The following is a 14,163-nucleotide window of genomic DNA, read 5'->3' as shown; positions in this document are numbered from 1 at the left end:
CCGGATCCGGCCCGGACCGTCACCCGGGAACTCCGGGCCGGTCCGCCGCTCATACCCAGCCCGCCCTCTGGGATATCCGGATCGCGTCGATGAGGTTGCGCGCGCCGGTCTTGCGGGTCGCCGCGGAGATGTAGTTGCGCACCGTCCCGCTCGCGAGGTGCAGGGTGCGGGCTATCTCGGCGATGGAATCGCCCTGTGCCGCCCGGGTCAGCACGCTGAGCTCCCGCGGGCTCAGCGGCACGGGATCGGCCTCCATGAAGGCGGAGGCCAGTGAGGCGTCTATGAACCTTTCCCCCGCGGCGAGTTTGCGCACCGCCCGCACGAGCCGTCCGGGCGAGCCGTCCTTGTCGACGTAGCCGCGGGCCTCGGCCCGGAAGGCGCGCTGCAGCGCACCGGGAGCACCGGCCGACGCGAGGACGAGTACGGCCGAGGGGGAGGCGAGGACCTGGCGGTCCGCGCGCGGCCCGTCGGTCAGGACGGCCGTCGTACCCGGACAGTCGAGGTCGACTACCATCACGTCCGGCCTTAAGGACTCGGCGCGGCGCGTGGCACTCCGCCAGCCCGCGGAGGTGACTTCGAAGGACCCCTCCGATCTCAGCAGGGCGGCCAGTGCGGACCCGACCAAGGTCACGTTGTGCAGGACGAGGACCTTTGTCATCGTGTGCTCCCTCCAGCGGACGAACCAAGCACCATGCGGCTGCCCCGCACGGCATCGATGGAACGTCACTGCGGGGGGCGCTCGGGAGCAAACGGGCAAGTTGGCCGAGACACGACGGAGCGTGCGCGGTTCGAAGCCGCCCCGGTCGCGCCGCGGGCGATGCCCGATGGGAGGTCCCGGGTGAGCCGGATGCCGGCGAACCGGGCTGCCTGCGCCGGTGATCGGACGCACGGCCGCCGTACGTGCACGGGATGCCGCCAATGAGGTGAACCGGTACCGACAAGAGGGATCGAGCTGCCACCATGGACAGTTGGCGCGGGATCCCCCGTTGAACGATGCAGGTCGGAGGTCACCATGGACGAGCCGCCCAGGAGCCAGGGCCCGAAGGTGCCGCCGTCCTACCCGCCGAGGACACCACCGCCGCAGAAGAAGCCCGTCGAGGCCCCCCGGCCCAAGCCGGCCACGAAACCGGCGAGCCTCCTGCCCGGCGGCCTGCCTCTGCCGTCGTCCGGCGCACAGAGGGTCGTGGCACGGCGCCCCCGGATGGCCATGCAGAACCGGCGCGTCCACAACTGGGCTCTGCACGGGGACCGCTGGGCGGCGGCCAAGGCGACCCGCCTCGTGCTGGAGGCGGTACGGAGCTGGGGCTACACCTGCCCCGGGGACAGCGCGATCGAAGGGACCGTGCACCTGCTCGTCGGTGCGACCCTCGCGGACCGGGGCAGGCGGATCAGCATCCACCTCGCCGACCAGAACGACCTGCTCCTGGTCGTGGTCCTCAGCCACACCGCGGCCGAGCCGGAAGAAGGCCTGCTGGCCCAACTCGCCGCCATCCCTTCGACATCCAGCTGCGGAACCGACTCCAGCCCCGAAGGCCGCCGGGTATGGGCCCTTCTCGAGACCAGCCCGCCGCGACGGACCTCCGCAGCCTGACAGCCCCCGCAGGTGGTCCGGCCGTGCGAGCGGGCCGGACCACTTGGCGGGGGAGGAGCTACGGGCAGGTGGCCAGGAGCACGGACACGACGGTGCAGGTGGTGGTGCCGGTGTCGTTGGCCGGGGTGGTGTCGGCGGGCGCGGAGGCGGTGCGCACGGCGGTGACCGGGACGGGGCCGAGGGACAGGACGCCCAGCGGGATGCGGAAGGACTTCGCCGTCCCGGCGCCGTTGGCGATGCTGCCGTAGACGCACGTGACGTGACCCGTCGCGGTGGTGCAGCCGGAGGGCAGGTGGGTGGCGGTGGCTCCGGGAGGCAGGGTCGCGGTGACGGTGGCCGAGGTGACCGGGTCGGGGCCGTTGTTGTGGGCGGTCAGGGTGTAGGTGAGGTAGGGCGTCAGGATGCCCAGGTGGGGCTGGCCGGTGACGGTGACGGCGATGTCGGCGGTGGGGTCGGCGTAAGTGAACCGGTCCGCGCTGCTGGTCGGGCTGGTCCCGCCGGGAGTGGTGACCTGGATGTCCACCGTGCCCGCCGCATGGGCCGGGGAGGTCGTGGTGCAGCTGGTGTCGGTGGGGCAGGACACGGTGGTGGCGGGGTTGCCGGCCCCGAAGGTGAGGGCGGTGGCGCCGCTCAGGCCCGTGCCGTGGACGGTGACCGGTGTGCCCCCGGCGGTGGGTCCGCCGGCGGGGCTGACCGAGGTCACGGCCGGCTGGGCGAAGTAGGTGTACCGGTCGGCCGTGGAGGTCGGACTGGTGCCGGCCGGGGTGGTGACCGTGACGTCCACGGTGCCGGCCGCGTGGGCCGGTACGGTCGCGGTGATGGTCCGGTCGTTGATGACCGTGACGCCGGTGGCCGGGATGGTGCCGAAGCGTACGGCGCCGGCGCCGGCCAGACCGGTGCCCGTGATCGTGACGGTTCCTCCGCCGGAGGCGGGGCCCTGGGTGAGGCTGAGCCCGGTCACGGCCACCTGCGCGGGAGTCAGGGCGATGCCGAACGGGGTGTTGCCCACCGCGATGGTGCCGGTGACCGTGTTGGCGCTGGTGTCGATGACCGAGACCGTGTGGGAGGCGGCGTTGGCCACGTAGGCGTTGCTGCCGACCGGGTCGGCGACGACGCTGACCGGTGCCGAGCCGACCGGGACGGTCCCCGTGACGGTGTTGGTGGCGATGTCGATCACGGAGACCGTGTTGGCGTTGGCGTTGGCCACGTAGGCGCGGGACCCGTCGGGTGTGATCGTCAGGCCCTCCGGCCCGCTGAAACCACTGATGAAGGCGGTGATGGTGTCGGAGGCGGTGTCGATGACCGAGACGTTGTTGCTGTTGAAGTTGGCGACGTAGGCGTGGGCCCCGTCGGGGGTCACGGCCACCGATGTGGGTGTCCTGGCCGAGGGGGTGGCGATGTTCGCGGTGACCGTGCTGGTGGCGGTGTCGACGACCGAGACCGAACTGCCGACGAAGTTGGCCACGTAGGCCTTGTCCCCGCCGGGCGTGAACGCGATGCCGAAGGGCTGGTTGCCGGTGGTGAAGGTCGCGGTGACCGTGTTGCTGACGGCGTCGATCACGGAAATGCCGCCGACGCCCGCGCCCGCGCCGAGGTTGTTGCCGACGTAGACCCGGGAGCCGTCGGGGGAGACCGCCAGCGGACCCGGTATCCGGCCGACGGCGATGGTCGCGGTGACCGTGTTGGTGGCGGTGTCGATGACCGAGACGGTGTTGTCCCCGTTGTTCGCGACGTACACGCGGGAAGCGTCGGGGGACTCGGCCACCCCTTCGGGGAACCTGCCGACGGGGATGGTCGCGGCGACGGTGCCGGTCGCGGTGTCGATGGCGGAGACCGAATTGCCGCGCAGGTTGGTGACATAGGCCATCCGGCCTCCGGCGCTCGCCTGGGCGGGCGTCGCGGTCACGGCGGTCAGGCCGGTCAGGAGCAGGGCGGCGGAGCACGCCGCGGCGATCAGGGAGCGGGGCCCGGAGCGCCGTATCCGGCGTAAGGGCCAGGCGCCGCGCATTCGGGAAGAGGCCACTGTCTCTCCTTCCGAGGGCCGCACCACGACGGCGGGAACCGGCGGGCCCCGGGAACCGCAGCGGTGCGGTCGCCGTCACCGCCCGGTGCGGGTGGCGACGGCGAGCTGCTCGCGCACCCGCAGGATCGGGCACGACGAACCCCTCGATGGTTTCGAAGTTCCGTACATATCGCGCCCACTTGTCGAACTGAATCAGAAGATGTCCACATGGATCCCTGTTCTGAGAGATCGCGACGTACAAGGGGGCTCGATCTGCCCCCCTGACCGCTCGTCAGTCCTTGTGTCCGAGCCGTACGTCCCGCTCGGTCCGCCCGCCGCCCGCGACCTGCAGTACGGTCGCCACCGGGGGATAGCCGGCCGTGATGACCGTGTACTCGCCCGACGGCAGGTCGACGAACCGGAAGGTCCCGTCCGGACCGGTGGTCAGGGTGTCCACCACGCTGCCGGCCGCATCGAGCAGGGTGACCCGGGCATCCTCGACCGGCCTTCCCGCACCGGCGCGCACCGTGCCGCGGAGGACGGCTCCTCCCGCGAGTTCCACGTCCTGGCGGGTCTCACGGGAGGCCTGCACGCTCACCGGCAGTGCCGCCGGCCGGAACGCCGGGGCGCTCGCGGCGAGGGTGTACTCGCCCGCCACCAGATCCGAGAGGGCGTACGTGCCCTGCGGGCCGGTCCGGGTGGAGGAGACCACCTCGCCCCGGACGTCGGTGAGGGTGACGGCCGCGTCGTGGACCGGGGTGCCGTCGGCCGTGAGGACCGCGCCGGCCAGCCGCCCGGTGCCGCCGAGCACCACGTCGAGCTCTACGGGCCGCTCGCCCACCGTCACGCTGACGGCCTGCGGCTGATGGCCGCCGGCCGCCGCGATCAGTACGTACGACCCGGGGCCCTGCACGCTCAGCGCGAAGCGTCCGTCGGTCCCGCTGGCCACCCGGCCGACTTGCCGGCCGCCGACGTCGATCAGGGTCAGGGCGGCGCTGGGCACCGTACTGCCGTCGGGGTGCTGGACGGTTCCGCCGATCGGCAGCCCGCCCGGACGGGAGGCGTCGACCGCGGTCCGCGCGGCGGGCACCTCACCGGGGAGCGGCTGCGGAAGGGCTTCGGGGAGCGGCGAATCGGCTGCGGGGGCGTTGTGGGACACCAGCGGTTTCTCCTTGAGGAAACAGGCGATGAGCAGGCCGACGACGAGCACCGGCACGAGGTAGAGGAAGATCCGCGGCATCGCCTCGGCATAGGCCGCGACGTACGCGTCCCTGACGGCCGGAGGCAGGGAGTGCACGAGCTGCGGGGTGATGGCGGACGGGTCCGGGAGCCCGGTGCCGCCGTCCGGCAGGCGGTCGGCCAGGGCGTCGGTCAGTCGGCCGGCGAAGACCGTGCCGAAGACGGCCGCCCCGATGCTGCCGCCCATCTGCCGGAAGTAGTTGTTGGCGCTGGTGGCGGTGCCGAGGTCGGCGGGGCGCACCGAGTTCTGTACGGCGAGGACCAGCACCGGCAGCACCAGCCCGATGCCGACGCCGAGAACGGCCATCCACAGGCTGTAGGCGAGCCGGGTCGTCCCGGTGTCCAGCCAGGACAGCAGCCACATGCCGAGGGTGGACAGCACCCCGCCGAGGACCGGATAGATCTTGTAGCGGCCGGTCCTGCTGATCAGCTGGCCGGAGCCGATGGAGGCGACGACGACCCCGCCCATCATCGGCAGCATCAGGAGCCCGGACTCGGTGGCGGTGGCGCCCTCGACCATCTGGAAGTAGGTCGGCAGATAGCTGGCGGCGCCGAACAGCGCGATGCCGACGACGGCGCCGACCAGGCCGGTCACCGCGAAGACGGGGTCGCGGAAGAGGCGCAGCGGAATGATCGGTTCGGCCGCGTGGTGCTCGGCGACCACGAAGAGGAGGGACGTTCCCGCAGCGCCGATGGCGAGTCCCAGGATCATCCGCGAGTCCCACGCGTACTCGGTGCCGCCCCAACTGGTCAGCAGTACGAGGCAGGTCGAGGCCGCGGCAAGCAGGACCGCGCCGATGACGTCGAGCCGCGGCCGGACCGCCGGCTTGGGGAGCTTCAGTACGACGGTGATGACGGCCAGGGTGATCAGCCCGAACGGGACGTTGATGTAGAAGCACCAGCGCCACGACGCGTGGTCGGTGAAGAACCCGCCGAGCAGCGGTCCGGCGACGGACGCGAGGCCGAAGGCCGCACCGATCAGCCCCATGAAGCGGCCGCGCTGCCGGGGCGGCACGATGTCCGCGATGATCGCCTGCACGCCGATCATGAGCCCGCCGGCGCCGATGCCCTGCACCGCACGGAAGGCGATGAGCTCGTTCATGGTGCGCGACCAGCCGGCCAGCGCGGAGCCGATGATGAAGACCACGATGGCGAACTGGAAGACCCTCTTGCGGCCGAAGAGGTCTCCGAGCTTTCCGTAGAGCGGCAGGCCGATGGTGGAGGTGAGCAGGTAGGCCGTGATGGCCCACGACATCCTGTCGAGCCCGTGGAGTTCCCCGACGATCTTCGGCAGCGCCGTGGCGACGATCATCTGTTCCAGAGCGGCGAGCAGCAGGGCCAGCATCAGCCCGAAGAACACCAGCCGGACCCGGCGCGGGCTGAAGTCTTCTCGTACGGGGCCCACTTCGGCGGAGGGCGGCGGTCCGCTCGCCGTGGTGTCCAGGCCGGCCGACCCGGGACCGCCCTCCTTGTCGAAACGGACGGGAGCCGGCCGCGGCGCAGCCTGCTCGTCCGTCACCAGAGTGATACCGCCCACGTACTGCTCCCTTCGTTGCCCCAGGCAATCGCACCTGCGCTGCCCTTTTCTCGCATTCGGTCACAACGCGAGCAAACCCGCGGATTGACGCTCCGGGCCCGTCCGAAGGGAGTACGGCCCGGTGGGAGGGGGTGCCGTAAGGAATCGGCCGGTACGGAGAACCACCCGAACCGGTGAGGGCCCGGCCCGACCCGTGACCGGGCGTGGCGGCCCGGTGCTGCACGTCGGCAGTCTGCTCCCGCAACACCGATACCCAGCTGAAACGCAACCGCGGGGCCCTCGAAAGGCTCTCCTGACGCCCTGGAAGCGCGCCTCTCCGAGGCTGTGCCCGTACCCGACCACCGGCGTACGCGATACCGGAGGGCAGTTGCCGTGCTCAGCACCCCGTACCGTTCCGAGGCCACCGCCGAAGAGGAGCCGCCCGGCCCGCTTCCGACTCCCCCGGTCTGGCGCCGGCGCACCCTGCAGGCACACCGCCGTGGCCTGCTGATCGCCGTCGCCGCGGTGTGCGCTGCCCTGATCATGGCCCTGCACGCCTGGGTCCCGAACGCAGTGGGCAACCTCGGCAGCCTGTTCCAGACCTTCCTCCCCTGGACCGGGCTCAGCGTCCCCGTCCTCCTCGTGGCGGCGGCGGTACGCCGGTCCCGGCTCGCGGCCGTGGCCGTCCTCGCTCCCGCGGTCGTCTGGGCCTGCCTCTTCGGCGGAACCCTCACCGACAAGCGGTCCGAGCATGCGGCCAACGAGACGCTGACCGTGGTCAGCCACAACGTGGACGAGGAGAATCCCGATCCGGCGGGGACGGCGCGCGCGCTCGCCGCGTCGGGCGCGGACGTGCTGGCGCTGGAGGAGATGTCCTCGAAGGCCACGCCCGTCTACGAGCGCGCGCTGGCCGCCGGCTATCCGTACCGCTCCGACACCCTCGGAGTCAGGATCTGGAGCAAGCATCCGCTGCACGACGTGGAAGCGGTGCCGATCATGCCCTGGACGCGCGCCGTACGGGCCACCGTGGCGACCCCGGGCGGCCCCGTCGTGGTGTACGCCGCCCACCTCGCCTCGGTACGCGTGACCCCGGACGCCGGGTTCACCACCGCCCGCCGCAACGACGCGGCCCGGAAACTGGCCGAGGCCGTGCGCGCGGAACCCCTGGCCCGGGTCGTCGTCATGGGCGACTTCAACGGGTCGACGCAGGATTCGGCCCTGCGCCCCGTGACCTCCCGGCTGAGCTCCGCGCAGGACGAGGCCGGGGCCGGCTTCGGCTTCACCTGGCCCGCCCGGTTCCCCGTGGTCCGCATCGACCAGATCCTGGCGAAGGGGATGAGCGCAACCGGCTCGTGGACCCTCCCCGCCACCGGCAGCGACCACCTCCCCGTCGCCGCCTCCTTCCGGCTGTGACCAACACCCCGAGCCCACTGACTACGATGGGGGCTCCTCATATATCCATGTTTAGGCAGGTAGGTGGCGTGTCGGTACCCCGGGTCCCTGACCCCGTCAGTGTCCTCGTCGTCGAGGACGACGCCACCATCCGCCGTGCCGTACAGCTCTCCCTGGAGCGGTACGGCTACCAGGTCGCGGTGGCCGCGGACGGACTCGAGGGCCTGGAGGCGTTCCGGGCGGGCAGCCACGACCTGCTGATCCTGGACGTGATGCTGCCCGAACTCGACGGCATCGGGCTGTGCCGCCGGATCCGCGAGGAGAGCCTGGTCCCGGTCCTGATGATGTCCGCGCGCGGGGACGCCCTCGACGTGGTGTCCGGACTGGAGGCGGGAGCCGACGACTACGTCGTCAAACCCGTCGACACCCCCGTCCTCGTCGCCCGCATCCGTACGCTGCTGCGCCGCGCCACCTTCCGGCCCGCCGAACCGGAGCCGACGTCGGCGGTGCCGACGGCGGGGCGGTCGGCCGGACCGGTGGCTCCCGCGGCCGCCCCCGCGGATCCCGCGGCGGTCCCCGGGAAGCTGGTCTTCGGGGACCTGACCGTGAACACCCTCGGCCTGGAGGTGCACCGGAGCGGCCGGCCCGTTCCGCTGACCCCCACCGAGCTGCGGCTGCTGCTGGAGTTCGCCGCGGCTCCCGGCGCCGTGCTCGACCGACGCAGGCTCCTTCGCGACGTCTGGGACTACGGCTGGGAGGGCGACACCCGGGTCGTGGACCTGTGCGTGCTCCGGCTGCGCAAGAAGATCGGAGCCGAGCGGATCGAGACCGTCCGGGGCTTCGGCTACAAACTCGTCCGCGGCTGAGGGGCGGTCCGCCGCCATGACACTCCTCAACCCACGCGCCCTGCGCTGGAAGATCGCCGCTCTGACCGCCGCCGCCTGCTGCGCGGTGGCAGCCGTGATCGGCGTCCTGGTCCACCAGGCGATGGCCGAACGCGGGGACCGCATCGGCGACGAGCGCCTCACCGTGCAACTGGGAGAAGCGGAGCGCGAGTACAACCGCACCGGCAGCGTGTCGCTCGGCGTCGAACTCCTCACGCCGGAGCAGCTCGACGCACCCCTCGCGCGCGCACTCGCCGCCAAGGACCCGGCCGGTCTGTACGGGACCTGGTACGACCGCAAACCCCCCAACTGGTACTGGAAGTGGGGGGTCATGCCCGTGGAGGGTGGCCGGGTGCTCGTCGCCCGGACGGACATGAGCTTCGAGGTACGCGGGCTCCAGCTTCTGGACCGCAGTATCGTCAAGGCCGTGCTCGCCGCGCTCCTGGTCGTCGTACCGCTCGCCGCCCTGGCCACCGAGCCGATGAACCGCCGGCTGCGCCGGGGGTCCCGTACGGCCCGGGCCATCGCCGACGGCGACCTCGACGCCCGGATCGGCCCGGGGGGCCGGGCCCGTGACGAGATCAGCGAGATGTCGGCGGCCGTGGACGAGATGGCCGCAGCCCTGCAGCACAAACTGGAGGGTGAGCGCCGCTTCACCGCGGACGTCGCGCACGAACTGCGCACCCCTCTGATGGGGTTGTCCACGGCCGCCGGGCTCCTCCCGGAGGACGACGAGGCGGCCGAGCTCGTCAGGGACCGGGCCCGGGCCCTGAACGGGCTGGTCGAGGACCTCCTGGAGATCTCCCGGCTCGACGCGGGAGCCGAACGCGCCCGGACCGACGCGGTGCCGCTGGGCGAACTCGTCACCGACATCGTCCGCCGCACGGGCATGCCCACCTCGGTGGCGGTCCGTGCCGACACGATCCTGGAGACCGACCCGCGCCGGGTGGAACGCATCGTGTCCAACCTCGTGGCCAACGCCCACCGGCACGGGGCCGCCCCCGTCGAGATCGCCGTGGAGGCCACCGCCACGGGCGCACGGATCGTCGTACGGGACCACGGCTCCGGCTATCCCGTCGAACTCCTCACCCAAGGCCCGCAGCGCTTCCGTACGGGAACCCCGGAGCGCGGGCGCGGGCACGGACTCGGGCTGACCATCGCGCTCGGGCAGGCGGAGGTCCTCGGTGCCCGGCTGGCCTTCGCGAACGCCCCGGAAGGAGGCGCGGTCGCCACCCTCGACCTCGATCCGACGGGCGGACCCGCTCCCTCCGGGGCCTGAAACAGAACCGCAACAGGCCCTCGCGGCGGTGGAAACAGGCTCGTACGGGCCCGGAAGTACGGCTCCTCGAAGGTGATTCGAGTGCGGGATCCGCACCCGAATTCCTGGAGGTTCCCCGATGTCGCGCAGGTCCGTGCTCGTACCGCTCTCCGTCGCCCTCGCCCTGATGGCCGGTACGGGCGCCTGGTATGTCTCAGGCGGCGACGAGCCGCGCAGCCCCGACGGAGCGGTGGCCGCTGCGCTCGCCGGGCTGCCGGACCTCCCGTGGCCTTCGGAGGGCCAGGCGAGCGCGGAGGTCGAGGGCGTCGGCAGCCTGGGCACCAAGGGCGCGCAGGTCCCGGTGCCGATCGCCAGCATCACCAAGGTCATGACCGCCTACGTGATCCTCGACGGGCATCCGATGTCCGGCGACGGCCCGGGGGAGCAGGTGGAGGCCGACCAGCAGGCCGCCGACGAGTCCTTCTCCACCGCGGAGTCGACCGCACCGGTGCTGGCCGGGCACCAGTACACCCAGCGCCAGCTCCTGGAACTCATGATGCTGCCCTCCGGGAACAACGTCGCCCGGCTGCTGGCGCGTTGGGACTCCGGCGATCAGCAGCGCTTCACGGAGAAGATGAACAAGGCCGCCGCCGCACTCGGAATGAACCACACGACCTACACCGGGGCTTCGGGCATCGAGACCGACACGACGAGCACCGCGGCCGACCAGCTGAAGCTGGCCCGTGCCGTCATGAAGAACGAGGCCTTCCGCCGGATCGTCGCCACACCGGCCGTCACGGCCCCCGGCGCCGGCACGCAGATCCAGAACAGCAACAAACTGCTCGGCCAGGACGGAGTCATCGGCCTGAAGACGGGCTCCTCCACCCCGGCGGGCGGCAACCTCATGTGGGCCGCCACGCAGGAGGCGGCGGGCGCCCCCCGTCTCATCCTGGGCGTCGTCCTCCACCAGCAGGCGGACACCACCCCCGCAGCGGGCATGGCCGCCGCCTTCAAGTCCAGCCGCACCCTGATCACGGCCATCCGCGCGGCCCTCCCGCAGGCCCTCGCCGGCCGGCATCCGAAGCCCTGACCGGCGGCTCCGTACGGGAACCGCGGTCGTTCGGTGCGGGGGCCGTCAGCCGGTTCCGTCCGACGGGGCGGGAGCAGCGGAAACGGGGGCCGTCAGGGCTGCGAGCTCCAGGGACCTCAGCATCGCCTCCCGGTCGGCCGGCACGTGCTCCTCCGCGGCGGCGGCCGCGTCCAGGAGTTCCCGGACCTCGGCGGCAGTGAGGCTGCGCGCCTCGGCCGCGGCCAGCAGGTCGTCGGCCCGCCCCCGGGGCAGCCCGCGTTCCGAGGCGATCAGGTCCCGCAAGGCCTCCTCGCGCACCGCGAAGCGGCTCATTCCGCAGTCGAGGCCGTCGTCGTCCAGGGCGTCCGGGTAAGGCGCCCGCGCCCAGGCGCCGTTCTCGTACCAGTACACGCAGCCCAGCTCCCAGCCCTCCAACAGCTCCCGCAGACGCCCGTACGGGAGCCAGTCCGGGCCCTGGGCCAGCATGTCGATCGCGGGCTCGTGCCATTTCACGGCACTGGACTCGTCCTCGCCGTACAACAGGTAGCGACCCTCTCCCAGCTGCTGGAACGTCCACCAGGTGCAGCCCCGGTCGTCGAGGTGCAGGCCCCGGCCGTCGATCCACGTGCCGCTGCGGCGGCCGCCCCTCGCCGCCGCCGCCGCCGTGGCCTCCAGTACGGCGGCCAAGGCCCAGCGCGCCCACAGCACTTCGGCCGCCGGCAGGTCCTCCGGCCGCCCGGGCCTGTCGATCGCCATTCCGTCTCCCGGTCCGTCCAGTCCTCGTACGGCGTTCCGCATGACCGCCGACCGTGATCCTAAGGTCAGGGCCGGAAGCCGTGGATCGCGAGTTCCATGAGGCGCCGGGTCTGCAGAGCGCCGTCCGGCGTGTCGGGAGTGCGCCACAGGCAGCTCAGGAGCATGACGACGTCGACGGGGTCGATTCCGGGGCGGACGGCGCCGGCTCCTTCGCAGGCGTCGAGGAGCTGCCGTACGGCGGCGGTGACGGGGGGCCACGACTCGCTGATCACCTGCTGCGCGGCGGCGGAGTGCAACGCCTCCCCGAGGCCGTGCTTGAGGCGGACGTACCCGGCGAGGTCCGCGAACCACTGCCGGAGCGCGTCCAGGGGGTCCAGCGCGGCAAGCAGCTCCGGTACGGAGGCGACCAGGCGGCCGATGTCGTGCCGGTAGACCTCCAGGATCAGGGCCTCGCGGGTCGGAAAGTGTCGGTACAGCGTCCCCGCGCCGACGCCGGCGCGCTTGGCGATGGAGTTCAGGGAGGCGTCCGGACTCTCGGACAGGGCGTCGTGGGCGACCTGGAGGATCGCTTCACGGTTCGCGAGCGCGTCGGAGCGCTGCGGAGCGGTGCCGGCCATGGGTCCTCCTCCGGAGTGTGCGCGGTCGGCTCGGGTTGCCTACCGGAGAACTCTCCGTTACGGTCGAAAGCGAAGCGGAGAGCTCTCCGCCCGCGTTCATCATAGGAGCTTCCCCATGCGCTACATCAAGCTGGGCCGCACCGGCCTGGACGTCTCCCCGATCGCGATCGGCGCCATGACGTACGGCGAACCCGACCGCGGCCACCCGGAGTGGTCCCTGGACGAGGAGTCCAGCCGCCCTCTGATCAAGCACGCACTCGACGCCGGGATCAACTTCTTCGACACCGCCAACATGTACTCCTACGGCTCCAGCGAGGAGATCCTGGGCCGGGCGCTGAGGGACTTCGCGGACCGCGACGACGTGGTCATCACCACCAAGGTCCGCCACGACATGCGACCGGGCCACCCCAACGGAGGCGGCCTCTCCCGCAAGGCGATCATGTCCGAGATCGACGCCAGCCTGCGCCGCCTGGGCACCGACTACGTCGACGTCTACATGATCCACCGCCTCGACGCCCAGACCCCGATCGAGGAGACCCTGGAGGCCCTCCACGACGTGGTGAAGGCCGGCAAGGCCCGCTACCTCGGCGCGTCCTCGATGCACGCCTGGCAGTTCGCGAAGGCGCTGCACCTGCAGGAACGCAACGGCTGGGCCCGGTTCGTCACCATGCAGGACCACTACAACCTCCTCGCCCGCGAGGAGGAACGCGAGATGCTCCCGCTCTGCGCGGACGAAGGCGTCGCCACCATGGTCTGGAGCCCGCTCGCCCGCGGCCGCCTCGCCCGCCCCTTCGACCAGGCGGGCGCCGGCGCCCGCGCGGCCACCGACGGCGGCTACGCCGACCTCCTCTACAAGGCCAACGCCGACAGCGACCGCCGGATCATCGAGGAGGTCGGCGCCCTCGCCGAGGCCCGCGGCGTCTCCCGAGCCCAGATCGCCCTGGCCTGGCTGCGCCGCAACCCCGTGGTCGCCGCACCCCTGGTCGGCGCACGCACGATCCAGCAGATCGACGAGGCCGTCGCCTCCCTCGACCTCCACCTCACCGACGACGAAGCCCGCCGCCTCCAGACCCCGTACACCCCGCGCCACGACTTCCAGGGCGTCTCCGACCCCGCGGAACTCGAACGCATCAAGACCGCCATCCCCGGCTACGCCAACGTCTGACACCACCGGCCTCGGTGGCCCTGGGACGCGGAGCCCGGAACCGTCCCGTGCCGGTCGCGGCCCCGGTCACAGGCCGCGATCAGCGTGTCGCGAGGTGTCGGCTGTCAGAACGGGCCGTAGAGCCAGTTCCCCGGGGCGTCGGGGTCCTCGCTGGTGAAGAACTCCACGACGGCGGCGTCGATTTCGGCCGGGTCCAACGTGCCGTTCCCGTCGCGGTCCAGGCGGCGGAACGCTTCCTCCATCCGCGGCGCGGGCACCCCGCCGATGGCCTGGCTGAGGCGCAGGTACTCGTCCAGTGTGATCAGGCCGTCGCCGTCGGCATCCGTGAGGGCGAGCCAAGCCGAGGCTCCCGCGTGCAGGGTCTCCAGCAGGGTGAGAGGGCTGGAGGCGACCGACCGTCGGATGCCCTGCTCGAAGGCCTCGATGTCGAGGCGGCCACCCCCGGGACCGGCGTGGACGAGGTGGTCCACCCACAGCCGGTGCAGGGCGTCGCGGAGCGTGCGGATCCGGTCCGGCTGCCCCGGGAACACTTCGGCCATCCGGTCCGCGACAGCGTCCAGATCGCCCTCCCCGAGGAGGCCGTCGCGGTCGGCGTCGAGCAACGTGAACATGTAGTGCATCTTGCGGGTCAGCACAGGGGTGGCGGTATCGGGCACGAGGGCTCCTCCACGTAG

Annotated in this window: 12 protein-coding genes; 6 read left to right on the top strand and 6 right to left on the bottom strand. The window is 72.0% G+C overall.

All coding sequences use genetic code 11. From position 1 onward, the window contains the following. Window positions 1–49: 49 nt before the first annotated feature. Window positions 50–658, bottom strand: a complete 609-nt coding sequence (locus ACZ60J_RS00825) for a response regulator transcription factor (protein WP_469677729.1) — start codon at window positions 656–658, stop codon at window positions 50–52. 354 nt (window positions 659–1,012) lie between these two features. Here ACZ60J_RS00825 and ACZ60J_RS00820 point away from each other — a divergent pair, with 354 nt between their 5' ends. Continuing rightward, complete coding sequence (locus tag ACZ60J_RS00820; protein WP_469677727.1) at window positions 1,013–1,591, top strand: hypothetical protein; 579 nt, start codon at window positions 1,013–1,015, stop codon at window positions 1,589–1,591. A gap of 58 nt (window positions 1,592–1,649) precedes the next feature. Here the strand turns inward: ACZ60J_RS00820 and ACZ60J_RS00815 are convergent, their stop codons facing one another. Both ACZ60J_RS00815 and ACZ60J_RS00810 read right to left on the bottom strand, forming a co-directional pair. Continuing rightward, window positions 1,650–3,614, bottom strand: coding sequence for an IPT/TIG domain-containing protein (locus ACZ60J_RS00815; RefSeq protein WP_469677725.1), 1,965 nt, complete (start codon window positions 3,612–3,614; stop codon window positions 1,650–1,652). Between the two features lie 271 nt (window positions 3,615–3,885). Continuing rightward, window positions 3,886–6,369, bottom strand: a complete 2,484-nt coding sequence (locus ACZ60J_RS00810; RefSeq protein ID WP_469677723.1) for an MFS transporter — start codon at window positions 6,367–6,369, stop codon at window positions 3,886–3,888. A 462-nt stretch (window positions 6,370–6,831) separates the two neighbouring features. Between ACZ60J_RS00810 and ACZ60J_RS00805 the strand changes: the two genes are divergently transcribed. The 4 genes from ACZ60J_RS00805 to ACZ60J_RS00790 all read left to right on the top strand — a co-directional run bounded on the left by ACZ60J_RS00805 (window position 6,832) and on the right by ACZ60J_RS00790 (window position 10,972). Beyond that, on the top strand, window positions 6,832–7,761 hold the full coding sequence (locus ACZ60J_RS00805; protein WP_469679076.1) for an endonuclease/exonuclease/phosphatase family protein: 930 nt from the start codon (window positions 6,832–6,834) through the stop codon (window positions 7,759–7,761). A 47-nt stretch (window positions 7,762–7,808) separates the two neighbouring features. Next, complete coding sequence (gene cseB / locus ACZ60J_RS00800; RefSeq protein WP_469677721.1) at window positions 7,809–8,606, top strand: two-component system response regulator CseB; 798 nt, start codon at window positions 7,809–7,811, stop codon at window positions 8,604–8,606. Window positions 8,607–8,622: 16 nt separating this feature from the next. Beyond that, window positions 8,623–9,903 carry a sensor histidine kinase gene (locus ACZ60J_RS00795; RefSeq protein ID WP_469677719.1) on the top strand — a complete coding sequence of 427 codons (1,281 nt, stop codon included), beginning with the start codon at window positions 8,623–8,625 and terminating at the stop codon, window positions 9,901–9,903. 118 nt (window positions 9,904–10,021) lie between these two features. Continuing rightward, window positions 10,022–10,972 (top strand): D-alanyl-D-alanine carboxypeptidase family protein, encoded by a 951-nt coding sequence (locus ACZ60J_RS00790; protein ID WP_469677717.1) that lies wholly within the window; start codon window positions 10,022–10,024, stop codon window positions 10,970–10,972. 45 nt (window positions 10,973–11,017) lie between these two features. Here ACZ60J_RS00790 and ACZ60J_RS00785 read toward each other — a convergent pair whose 3' ends face one another. Then, the gene (locus tag ACZ60J_RS00785) at window positions 11,018–11,707 is read right to left on the bottom strand and encodes a hypothetical protein (RefSeq protein WP_469677715.1); all 690 of its coding nucleotides are present in this window, start codon (window positions 11,705–11,707) and stop codon (window positions 11,018–11,020) included. Between the two features lie 65 nt (window positions 11,708–11,772). Next, window positions 11,773–12,324: a TetR/AcrR family transcriptional regulator gene (locus tag ACZ60J_RS00780; RefSeq protein ID WP_469677713.1), complete on the bottom strand. Its 552-nt coding sequence runs from the start codon at window positions 12,322–12,324 to the stop codon at window positions 11,773–11,775. 115 nt (window positions 12,325–12,439) lie between these two features. On the opposite strand from ACZ60J_RS00780, the gene ACZ60J_RS00775 reads away from it, so the two are divergent. Then, window positions 12,440–13,489: an aldo/keto reductase gene (locus ACZ60J_RS00775; RefSeq protein WP_469677711.1), complete on the top strand. Its 1,050-nt coding sequence runs from the start codon at window positions 12,440–12,442 to the stop codon at window positions 13,487–13,489. A 104-nt stretch (window positions 13,490–13,593) separates the two neighbouring features. Here ACZ60J_RS00775 and ACZ60J_RS00770 read toward each other — a convergent pair whose 3' ends face one another. Further along, window positions 13,594–14,145 carry an EF-hand domain-containing protein gene (locus ACZ60J_RS00770; RefSeq protein ID WP_469677709.1) on the bottom strand — a complete coding sequence of 184 codons (552 nt, stop codon included), beginning with the start codon at window positions 14,143–14,145 and terminating at the stop codon, window positions 13,594–13,596. Between the last annotated feature and the right edge of the window lie 18 nt (window positions 14,146–14,163).

The organism is Streptomyces sp. NPDC104226 (genome assembly GCF_055584085.1).
Note: the sequence above shows the minus strand (reverse complement) of the source record. Positions and strands in the feature narration are given on the sequence as shown.

Excerpts from the sequence above, each read along its gene's own strand:
- ACZ60J_RS00780 (WP_469677713.1), bottom strand. The coding sequence starts at position 12,324 with ATGGCCGGCACCGCTCCGCAGCGCTCCGACGCGCTCGCGAACCGTGAA.
- ACZ60J_RS00775 (WP_469677711.1), top strand. The coding sequence starts at position 12,440 with ATGCGCTACATCAAGCTGGGCCGCACCGGCCTGGACGTCTCCCCGATC.
- cseB (WP_469677721.1), top strand. The coding sequence starts at position 7,809 with ATGTTTAGGCAGGTAGGTGGCGTGTCGGTACCCCGGGTCCCTGACCCC.
- ACZ60J_RS00790 (WP_469677717.1), top strand. The coding sequence starts at position 10,022 with ATGTCGCGCAGGTCCGTGCTCGTACCGCTCTCCGTCGCCCTCGCCCTG.
- ACZ60J_RS00820 (WP_469677727.1), top strand. The coding sequence starts at position 1,013 with ATGGACGAGCCGCCCAGGAGCCAGGGCCCGAAGGTGCCGCCGTCCTAC.
- ACZ60J_RS00785 (WP_469677715.1), bottom strand. The coding sequence starts at position 11,707 with ATGGCGATCGACAGGCCCGGGCGGCCGGAGGACCTGCCGGCGGCCGAA.
- ACZ60J_RS00795 (WP_469677719.1), top strand. The coding sequence starts at position 8,623 with ATGACACTCCTCAACCCACGCGCCCTGCGCTGGAAGATCGCCGCTCTG.
- ACZ60J_RS00825 (WP_469677729.1), bottom strand. The coding sequence starts at position 658 with ATGACAAAGGTCCTCGTCCTGCACAACGTGACCTTGGTCGGGTCCGCA.